Source organism: Kistimonas asteriae, from assembly GCF_018263925.1.
Classification (GTDB): Bacteria; Pseudomonadota; Gammaproteobacteria; order Pseudomonadales; family Endozoicomonadaceae; genus Kistimonas; species Kistimonas asteriae.
Map to the genome: position 1 here is coordinate 65420 of NZ_JAEVHF010000023.1, position 11331 is coordinate 76750.

Genomic DNA, 11331 nt, shown 5'->3' on the forward strand with positions numbered 1-11331 from the left:
CATTGAGGCTAGTGAGTGGTCACGGCGGCTTTACTTTTTCCTGAATGAGAATCTAGATTGATAATAGTTAATGGCCTTTTAGGCTGACTCTTGTCTCATGGAGGAGGCAACACTGTTGTGAAGCAGAATAATAATCCAGCAAAAGGCTATAGCCTTGTTGAAATCATCTTTGCGGTGTTGATTGCAGCCGTGATTCTTGCGTATGCCTTGTACGCCTATCAGGATTTCACTTATAAGGCGAAAATTCAGGAAGCGGCACGCCTGGCTTATGAAATCAGGCAGGGCGTTGATGCTCATGTCACGTCAAAGCGTGAATTTCCCCAGCCGATCAATAGAACCTACGCCAATATGGAGTATGTTGAGCGAGCTGAAACGCAACAAGATAGCGCTGATACCTATCGTGTTAACGTTTATTTTAAACGAGACGCTTTTCCAAGCAGCTCGTCACAAAAGGTGTTTACGCTCTATGGCAATCTGGTTGATACCCAGATGGAATGGAACGAGTGTGATGATGCCTGTGTTAAGAATCCTGTGGATATTCCTCCGGCGATGCCTGTTCCACCTCCATCTAATCGTGGGATTGTCACTACCCCCGGTGGTCCAACAACGCCTTCAATTGACGTGATCAAAGCCTATGGCAAGACCAAAGTGGTGATCAAGTTCAAGGGTGGGAATGAGCACGATGGAGCCATAAGAGCCAATGTCAGGGCGACTAAGCAAGGGGAACAAGTCAACAAGTATGGTGCGAAGCAATACTACGGACTCGAAAACTATGTCATGGAAGGGGGGGAGTACCCTTTCGATCTGATAACGGCTGAGCTTGAGCAATTTGATAAGAATAAAGGAGCATGGGTAAAGATCTGGTCTCAAAGCGTGGATCCTGCCCCTAGAGGCCGTGATGTAGAGTATGAGTTTTTTGAAACAATACCGACCAAATGGAAGCCGGATCCGAAGACCCCTGACTGGGCCAAGCCTGAGATCAAGTATCCAGGTGATAACTGGAATGGTGAAGGTAACCCGAATCCTGGTGGCGGTGACTTTATGCCCAAGCCTCCAAAGCCAATTTATGACTGGGGCACAACCCATATTAATACACTTAATGAAGCGGGTTATGTGGGTAAATCGATTTTCACGATTCATTACCGAAGTGGAAAAACCAAGACTTATACACATGAACAGGCCATAGGCTCAGAACACGCGATAGTTGTACCCTCTTGGCGGGGGCATGAAAATCCGGTGGAAAAAATTGTTGTCCATGTGCAATGGATTGGGCCGAATTGTGGATTTCTTGATATGGGGTGGTGTTGGGAAGGTGTAGGTACAAAGGTTGTGCAGCCTGCAGGCCCAGACAGCGAGAAAAGAGTCTGTTTTAAATATTGGGGCACTGTGTTCAGTCGTGTCCTGGGTGGTGAGAGTACAAGTTGTGGCGGCAGACTTTGGGTCCGTTAAAACGGACGGAAGTGACATAAATAAGATCTAGTCCCTGATTTTTATCGTGATGCTGCCTGTGTATTTATACCGTTTTCATGACCATGATTATGGGGTGAGCGCAGTTTAATCACCAGCAGATTTGTCAGGGCGAGAAAAGTTCACAGGAAGGATGCATTAATGCCAGGCAATAAAGAGCTTGAGCCTGCAAGTCGTAGACTGCTATTGCTTCTGGTCGGGTTGTTACTTTTGATTGGCGCTGTTATCACGTTATATGTCGTATGGAAGGAGAATAATGCTATCCCTGCGACAGAATCTGATCCCACCTCTGACACAATACTACAAGGTCATCAAACGGCTTATAAAACATTGATGCCAGAGGTTGCAGTAAGAGAATCAGGCAATGCAGCTAGTCGGTTGTCAATGCAATATGGGCACGAGCCTGATAACACATTTTATAAACAACAGAATAAAGAGCCTGCTATAGAAAGATTGTTTGTCAACGATCTTGATAAGAGACAACTTGATCAACTGCTGGAAGAACGCATTATTGTTGCCCAAGGCTTAAGTGGTAATCCCGTTTCAGGCCGTACTTTTCCTTCCATAGAAACGTCAAAACTGGCACAGCTTGGGCGTGAACTTTTTTTCAGTAAAAGTCTCAGTGGCGACATGGATGTTGCCTGTGCCAGTTGTCATCACCCGTTGTTAGGGGGGAGCGATGCTTTATCGCTACCCGTTGGCGTGGGAGCCATGGATCCCGACAGGGTGGGGGCAGGGAGACGACATGATGGTAATCCTTTTGTGGATCCAGAAGCAGATGCAGGCCCCAATGTGGAGAGGAACTCCTCTACTACGTTTAATGTTGGGTTATATAAAAACTCGCTGTTTTTTGATGGCCGTGCCGAAGTGATTCAGTGGATAGATGGGCGTTACCATACCGCTGTTGAAGCTGTTGCGTCCGAGACTGACCGGTTAATCAAAACGCCCGATAGCCGCTTTGGTGGTCCAGATCCCCGTGCCGGTTCAGACCTTGTTGGCGCACAAAGTCGCTTTCCGGTAGTTGCGCTGAATGAAATGCGGGGGTTTTCTGACAACTATGTAGGCAGTAGTCATGATGTGCGCCATCAGCTGGAGCAGAGGCTTCAGGGAAAAACAAAAGAACTGGTGAATAACCGCTGGCCTGAGCTATTCCGGTGGGCCTTGGAGCAACCTGATGCCAGTGTTGAGTCGCTGATTACTTACAGCAATATTGCTGTGGCTTTAGCGGCTTATCAGCAGTCGCAGCTCTTTATCGAATCACCATGGAAAGCATGGCTGGAAGGGCGTGGAGGTCTGACTCCCGAAGCCAAAAAAGGCGCTGCGCTTTTTTATACACCACTCAACGAGGGTGGGGCTCAGTGCTATCAATGTCATCGTGGGGATTTCTTCACGGATGAGCGCTTTTACAACCTGTCTGTCCCTCAGTTTGGTCGCGGTAAGACGGTGAGAGGTAAGGATTTTGGACGATATGGTGTGACAAGGAATCCACTGGATATGTATTCCTTCCGGGTTCCCAGCTTGCTGAATATTACTGAAACGGCACCTTACGGGCATACCGGCGCTTTCATGACCCTGGAGGGCATCATTGAGCACCACATGATGCCACAACGTTCGCTGGCAGGCTTTGATTACACCTTGCAGCAGCTCCCACAGTTCAGAAAACTCCCCGTTGTTTATGAGACAGCAAAGGAAAATACCGACCATGTGTTCAGCGTCTATCAGCAGATGAATCATGAGAATGGAATAGCGCAGCGCTGGACCAACGATGCGGTGAGAAAAGAAGCAACAGGCTACCTGGTCGCCTTTCTTGAGAGTCTGACCGACCCTTGCATTACCAATGCCGACTGTATGAAACCCTGGATGCCGCAGGGGCCGGCGCCGGATCAAAACCGGTTGGAGCCGACGATTGGGGCGGAATTTGATAATGAGCGCGCATTGCCTGAATGGGTGAAGCCTGAGAAGTCAGGTCCTGTACCTAAGGCCAGTCTGGGGGCTGTGCCAGCGTTTACGCTTGATTGTGCCATCCAGCAATCCGGTGATCATGGGTTTGGTTTTGACGAAGTCAGTCTCGCTATTGGGCTGGATACTCATCGTCAACTCAGTACGCAAGCCCAGCACGGCAGTGGTGAATCCCGGCAGGATATTGCGTTTGAAATGTTAATGTTCACCGGTGGTATGGCGGTGGGTGATATCAATGGTGATTGTTTCACAGACCTGATTGTCGACCAGGGCGATCAGTCAGCCGGCAAAACATTTCTCAACCAGGGTGATGGTACGTTCAAGGCTGTGAATAAGGCATGGGGACTGCCGGCAGGCTATGATCTGACCGGCGCTGTTTTGGCTGATTTGAATGGTGATGGCTGGCTGGATCTTTTTACCGGCAACTTACAGGCTGATCATCCCAAGGTTTTGCTCAGTAATGGCAAGGATCAATGGTTACCGATAGGGCATGCCGGCTTCCGGGTCAGCAGAGCGACGCTCGGGGCGAACTTCGGTGATGTCGATGGCGATGGTGATCTGGATGCCTGGCTGGCGCACTGGGACGGTCTCAACCTGTTTGGGGCAGAAGAAGAACACTTATGGTTGAATGACGGCAATGGCGTGTTTACTGGCAGGGCGCGTGAGTTCGGGGTCGCAGGCCATATCAAGGAAAGGGACTTTACGTTTACCCCCAATTTTGCTGATCTGAACAATGATCACTGGCCAGACATGGCGCTCACCGCTGATTTCATGACCAGCCAGTACTTTATTAATCAACAGGGACAATCCTTTGAAAACACGACGGATAAACGTGTCATTCAGGACGATAACGGCATGGGGGCATCCATTGCCGATTTTGATAATGACGGGGATCTGGACTGGTTCGTGACCAGTGTCTATGTGCCGGGTGGTGTTTTAACGTCTGAAATGGAAGGGTTGCAGATCGGGGTTAAGGGGAACCGTCTGTATCGTAATGACACTGTGGCAAAGAAAAATGTCCGTTTTTCAGATATTACCGATCAGGCCGGCGTGGCAGATGGCGGCTGGGGCTGGGGTAGCTGTGCGGCAGACTTCAACAATGATGGCTGGCTGGATATTTTTCATGTGAATGGCTTTCATGTGGATTTGCGTGAAACCCGCAAGGATCTATTGTATTTGTTGGACATGCTAGGGCTTGAGGATTTTGAGCTGAAAAAGCCTTATTCGTCATTTGAAGACTTCCAGCAAAGTGTCTCAATGACATTCACTGGGCAGCAGTTGGCTGATCTTGAGGCCTTTTATTATTTGGCCACATTCCGGCAATTAACCCTTAAAAAGCTTAAAGCTTTCCGCAAGCAGTCATCACGACTGTTCATTAACCAGAAAGACGGCACATTCAAGGAAATGGCTGCGGCTTATGGTGTTAATGATACCGGCCAGGGGCGGGGTGTCAGCTGCTTTGATTATGACCGTGATGGTGATATCGATATCATCACAACCAATAACACGGGAAAAGTGGGATTTTATCGCAATACAATACACGGGAAACATAGCCAATCGACCAACTTTCTGACAGTTAAATTGCTGGGAAAGGCGCCTAATCAGCATGCTATTGGTGCGCGTATTTATTTGCAGAGTGCATCAGGTACACAAATGCGCGAGGTGCGCATAGAAAATAATTTCATGTCACAGAACCCCGTTGAAAGTCATTTTGGGTTGGGCGGTGATAAGCAGGTAATGGCGCTTCGCATTGTCTGGCCTGATGGGGAGGAAGAACGTATCACGAACCTGTCTGTCAATCAGATGCTGGTGGTTCGGCAGAAAGCTCAGGCGTCTCAATAAGTAAGACATGTGTTGGCAGCTTTACTTCTTGGTGTATCTCAATCTAGATTAATAATTATCCCAATCATAACGCGTTGAGTAGCAGTCTTATGTCTCATGGAGGGGGCAGGACTATCGTGAAAAAGAACAAGTTTCCAGCAAAAGGTTACAGCCTGATTGAAATGATGTTTGCTGTTTTGATCATTGCCGTGATCCTCGCCTATGCAATGTATGCTTATCGGGATTTTACCGATAAGGCCAAAGTTGAAGAGGCCGCCCGGTTGGCTTATGAGATGCGGCAGGGTATTGATACCCATGTTGCCAGCAAACGTAAGTTTCCTCCGTCGGTCTTCAGAACCTATGCGAACATGGAGTATGTCGAGAAAGCTGAGGCCATTCAGGATGGCGCTGATGCTTACAGGATTAATGTTTATTTTAAGAGTGATGCATTTCCCGGTAGCTCAAATCAGCAGGTCTTCACGTTGTACGGCAATCTTATCGGTACTGAGATGGACTGGGAAGAGTGTGGTAGGGAATGTGTTAAGAATGATGTTGATATTCCCCCAGTGCGGCCGGCTCCACCGCCTACGCCAGGACCTGGTTCGGATGGTATAGATGTCGCAGTGGCGCCGCCACCGCCACCACCGCCACCACCGCCGCCACCTCCACCGCCGCCACCGCCGCCGCCACCGCCGCCACCGCCGCCGCCACCGCCGCCGCCGCCACCGCCGCCGCCACCGCCGCCGCCACCGCCGCCACCGCCGCCGCCGCCGCCGCCACCGCCGCCGCCGCCGCCACCGCCGCCGCCGGACTATCAAAAGACATATACGCGCCTGTTTATGCCGCATGGAGTGTTGTACATTGGCAGGATGAAGGTGTATTACAAGGAGCGAGGTAGGAGCTGGAGGTACTATAAACAGACGGGTGAGTTATCTGTTTATGAAGCGCATAACGTCATTGTCCCGGGCGGGAAAAAAAGAAAGGATATCAGGGTTGATCTGTATGGATATGTTGGGGGCAGTGGCTGGGAAGCCGGTATCCTGAAATGGCGCAAAATAAAGGAATTTAAATTTAAAGGGTCAAGTCGTTACAGCAAGGTGAAGAAATGTTTCACTTTGCGTGGGCATGCTTACCGTAAACCTTATGGATACTGGGGTGAGGAGAAAGGGTGTAAATACGAGGGCTATGAGTCAGATGTTTTCCATAATTAATCGTTTGATGATTTTCTAGTGAGCTGATCTCAAGTCGATCACGGAGCTGGCAGCATGATAATTCTGCCAGCCCCAAATATTATGTAGGTTTGTTAATGGAATGACTGATCGACTGCAGAGACTCGTTGGCTTGTGTTTGTTCTCTATGGCTGTTGTTACGTGGGCTGAAGATATAGAGCATAGCCAATTAGAAATGGTCGATAGCCAGCGGCTTGAGCGGTTATCGGGCAGTCAAATGGACGCATACCTTAGAATGCGTTCTCGTTTTTCCAACGATCAATTAATGCGTAACCGCTCAATACTTCCCTCCATAGCGCATTCAAAGCTGGCTCAGCTTGGTCGTGAGTTGTTTTTCAGTAAGAGCCTGAGTGGCAATCAGGATGTAGCTTGTGCCAGCTGCCATGATCCGCGGCTGGGTGGCGCAGATGGCTTGTCACTTCCCGTAGGCGTGGGGGCAATTTCACCCGATATTGTCGGTCCAGGCCGCCGGCATGATGGGAATTACCATATTGATCCCGAAGCGAATGGGGGTCCCAATGTGGAGAGAAACTCACCGACGACCTTCAATATCGCGTTTTATGATCGAGCCATGTTTTATGACGGTCGTATTGAAGCCATAGAGCAGTATTTTGGCATGTACCGGCCTACGCAACAGCCAGCCCCGAATGGGCAGGGCGAAGTCATCAGGACACCAGACAGTCCTTTTGGAGGGAAGGATCCTGAATCAGGCGCAAACCTGACAGAAGCACAGGCACGTTTTCCTGTTGTAGCATTGAATGAAATGCGTGGTTTTTCTGCATCCATGGCAGGGGAGCATGGGGCGGTCAGGGATTACCTGGAAAGGCGTTTGCAGGGAAAAACCGGCGAGTTGAAAACCAACGAATGGCCTGCACGGTTTCGCTGGGCGTTTGATCAACCTGATGCGCCTGTGGAATCAATCATCCATTACAAAAATATTGCTACCGCATTGGCAGAATATCAGCGTTCCCAAGTGTTTATTGATTCGCCCTGGCGGCGCTGGCTATCCGGTGAGGGGGACATCAGTCAGGCAGCGAAACGGGGCGCAGCCCTGTTTTATACCCCGTTACAGGAAGGCGGCGCACAATGTTACCAGTGTCACCGCGGTGAATTTTTTACCGATGAACGGTATTACAATCTTGCCATGCCACAGTTCGGGCCGGGCAAAACCATTTACAACCGTGATCTTGGTCGTTACGGCGCAACCCGGCAGGTTCATGATATGTATGCCTTCCGGACGCCCAGCCTGCTCAATGTCTCCGAAACCGCACCTTATGGGCATACCGGTGCATTCCTGACACTCGAAGGCATCATCCGGCATCACCTGAACCCTGAAAATTCACTGAAAGAATACGATTTCAGTTTGCAACAATTACCGCAGTTTCACGGTCTTGCTGTGACCTATCCCGATGCAAAATCCAACACCTATGCGGCGTTGGAACACCAGAAAACACATGGTGATTATTTGTCGGAATCTGACAGGCAGGCTGCCAGGGGGTTGTCTGACGAATCCATCGGTTATCTGGTGGCATTTCTGGAAACGCTTACGGATCCATGCACTACAGACAGTGATTGCCTGAAGCCCTGGCTTCCCCAGGGAGAAGCCCCTGATAAAAATCGTCTGAATGCCCGGATTCCAGGGCGATTTGATAATGACCATTCACTACCTCCCATAACAGTGAATGCCAGGCATGATACCGGTGTACTGCCTGATTTGGGCGATATACAAACATGGCAAGTTGAGTGTGAGCTCAGTGAAACCGATGAGTACCAGCGCGGTTTTACCGATGTGACTCAGGCTGCGGGACTGACAACCCATCGCGAGATCAGCATACAGGCGCAAAAAGGGGGAGTGATTCACAACTACGGCGCAACCATTACCAAACTCATCATGAATGGTGGAGTGGCTGTCGGTGATATTAATGGCGATTGTCTGGCAGACCTGATTTTTGATCAGGGCGATCAGAAAGCCGCTGCTGTGATGATCAACCAGGGCAAGGGCTTCTATCAACAGCCTGAACATAATTGGGGGCTCAGCGGTGCTCATGATCTCACAGGGGCTGTGCTGGTGGACCTGAATGGCGATGGTTGGCTGGATCTGTTCACCGGTAGTATGGATGCAGAGGCGCCTGCCGTGTTCCTCAATAATGGTCGGGAACGGTTTCTGCCGGTCAGTCGTGCCGGTTTCAGGGTTGGGCGCTCAACAGTGGGCGCGGGCTTTGGGGATGTGGATGGTGATGGTGACCTGGATGCCTGGCTGGCGCACTGGGATGTCACTGTCGGTGCCGAAGAGGAACACCTCTGGCGTAATGATGGCCGTGGGCTGTTTACTGGCGTAGCCCGGGAGTATGGGGTTAACGGTCAGATAGGTGAACGGGATTTTGTCTTTACCCCCAATTTTGCCGATTTCAATAACGACCGATTGCCTGATCTGGCGCTGGCCAGTGATTTTCTGACCAGTCAGTATTTTATTAACCAATCCGGAAAGCGCCTGAAGAACCAGACGGATAAATCCGTCATTAGCGATGAAAACGGTATGGGGGCCGCAATTGCTGATTTTGACAATGACGGTGATCTTGACTGGTTTGTGACCAGTATTTATGTCCCTGACGGTAAGGGAGAAAGTGCTGAGGGCGGCCTGGGTTGGGGCTTTCAGGGTAATCGTCTTTATCAGAATGAAGGTGAAAAAGATGGCCGGTTGACCTTTAGTGATGCCACATCAACAGCAGGTGTCGCTGATGGCGGCTGGGGATGGGGGAGCTGTGCCGCCGATTTCAACAACGATGGTTGGCTGGATATTTTCCATGCCAATGGTTTCTCTATTGATTTGCGGGAAACCCGGCCGGATCTTCTTTATTTAATGGAACTGTTGAATCTTGATGATTTCGAGGTGGACGATCGCTATTCGACGTTTGAAGCCTTTGCCTCAAGCCTGACGGTTTCATTGCCTGAAAAACAACGGGCAGATCTTGAGGAATTCTATTACCTGTCCCTCTTTCGTAAAGCGTTTCTGGGCAAGGCGGGTGGTTTTCGGAATCAGCAGTCTCGGTTGTTTATCAATCAGCAGGATGGCACGTTCAGGGATATGGCCTCTGAATACGGGATAACAGACCAAAGGCAGGGGCGTGGGGTCAGTTGTCTTGACTATGACCGGGACGGTGATGTCGATCTTCTGGTGGTCAACAACACAGGCAGTGCCGTGTTATACAGGAATAACATACACGGTCAGGATAGCGATACCACACATTTCCTGACGGTTAAGTTACAGGGGTATGCGCCTAATCAGCATGGGATTGGTGCGAGGATTTATCTGTTTAGCGCATCAGGGCAACAGATGCGGGAGGTTCGGGTGGAAAATAACTATATGTCCCAGAATCCACTGGAGAGCCATTTTGGTCTGGGCAGAGATGAAAAGGTTAAACGCTTACGCGTTGTATGGCCTGATGGGACTGAGCAGGTGCTGGAGAATGTGCCTGCAGACCAGATACTGGTGATCCGACAACAATAAGGTCTAAGCATGGCGCTGGATAAAGCAAGGATTGCACTGATCGCCCTGTTGACAGGGGCGATAGCTGGCAGTGTGGTGACTCGCATTTTTATGCAGTCAGACAGCTTCAGGCTGCCTGAATTGCCTGAGGGATTTCTGGCGTTTGAAATCCCTTATGATAACCAGTTGACTGAAGCGCGCATTGCGCTGGGCAAGAAGCTTTTTTACGATCCGATTCTGAGTGCGGATTACTCCATGTCCTGCAGCTCCTGTCATGAACCCTCTCTGGCGTTCTCTGACCCTCGCCAGCTGCCGATTTCTACGGGGATCAATAATCACCCGGGCTTCCGAAATGCCCCAACGCTGACCAATGTGGCGTTTCACCCGGCGCTTTTCTGGGATGGTGGCGCCCATACGCTGGAAATCCAGGCGCAAAGTCCTATTGAAGACCCGGAAGAGATGGGGTTGAAGATTGAAGATGCCGCTAACCGCCTGAAAGCGGATGATCATTATGTACGTATGAGTCGTGAAGCCTACGATCGTGAGCCGGATCCCTCAGTGATTGTGAGGGCATTGTCCGCCTTTGAGCGGACGCTGATCAGTACCAACTCCCGTTATGATGATTTTTTTTACCGTGGCAACCGATCAGCATTAACTGAAGAAGAACAGAAAGGTTTCCAGTTATTTAATGGCAAGGCGGGATGCTACCAGTGTCATTATGGACAAAACCTGACACTGTATGGTTATTACAATATTGGTTTGCCCGGTGCTGTGGATGACCCAGACCCCGGCTTGATGCGTATCACCGGCGCTGCAGATGACCGCGGTAAATTCAGAACTCCCACGCTGCGTAATATCGCACTGACAGGACCTTATATGCATAACGGCAGTATGCAGACCTTGGAAGAAGTGGTTAGTCATTTTAACAATGGTGGCATTGATGTCAGCAATAAAACAGATTTGATGCAACCATTAGGGCTGACTGATGATGAACAACAGGCAATAGTGGCTTTTCTTAAAACGCTGACCGATGAATCGTTTATTGCTAATGAGGCCTTTAAGCCATAATTGATTTGTTACCGCTTGCTGTGTGTATCTTTCTGATTGGTATGATTGCTGTCTCCAACAGCATTGTTAATTAAAAGATGAACATGTTGTTAATTGGAGAGTCTGAGGTTTATGAAATTATATTAAAAATCTTTTTTCGTCTGGTTATTATATGTCATTGAATAAGTGAGGTGGGCTCTGTTCACATTAAGTGTTGTTTTACCCAATGAATAGAAATCTGATCTAAAAAGCCTTCTTCTGAGAAGATATGGGTCTTTAAATATCGCTTCCAAGCTAGGTAACGAGAGAGATATTTTGTTG

General features: G+C 49.5%; 5 protein-coding genes. All 5 read left to right on the forward strand.

All coding sequences use genetic code 11. The features are described from left to right. The first annotated feature begins 117 nt into the window (after window positions 1-117). Complete coding sequence (locus tag KHS78_RS20065) at window positions 118-1449, forward strand: type IV pilin protein (RefSeq protein WP_211830634.1); 1332 nt, start codon at window positions 118-120, stop codon at window positions 1447-1449. A gap of 159 nt (window positions 1450-1608) precedes the next feature. After that, the gene (locus KHS78_RS20070) at window positions 1609-5268 is read left to right on the forward strand and encodes an FG-GAP-like repeat-containing protein (protein ID WP_211830635.1); all 3660 of its coding nucleotides are present in this window, start codon (window positions 1609-1611) and stop codon (window positions 5266-5268) included. Window positions 5269-5384: 116 nt separating this feature from the next. Further along, window positions 5385-6458, forward strand: coding sequence for a type II secretion system protein (locus tag KHS78_RS22525; RefSeq protein ID WP_211830636.1), 1074 nt, complete (start codon window positions 5385-5387; stop codon window positions 6456-6458). Window positions 6459-6711: 253 nt separating this feature from the next. Further along, the gene (locus KHS78_RS20080; protein WP_211830637.1) at window positions 6712-9984 is read left to right on the forward strand and encodes an FG-GAP-like repeat-containing protein; all 3273 of its coding nucleotides are present in this window, start codon (window positions 6712-6714) and stop codon (window positions 9982-9984) included. 9 nt (window positions 9985-9993) lie between these two features. After that, window positions 9994-11031 (forward strand): cytochrome-c peroxidase, encoded by a 1038-nt coding sequence (locus KHS78_RS20085; protein WP_211830638.1) that lies wholly within the window; start codon window positions 9994-9996, stop codon window positions 11029-11031. Window positions 11032-11331: the final 300 nt, after the last annotated feature.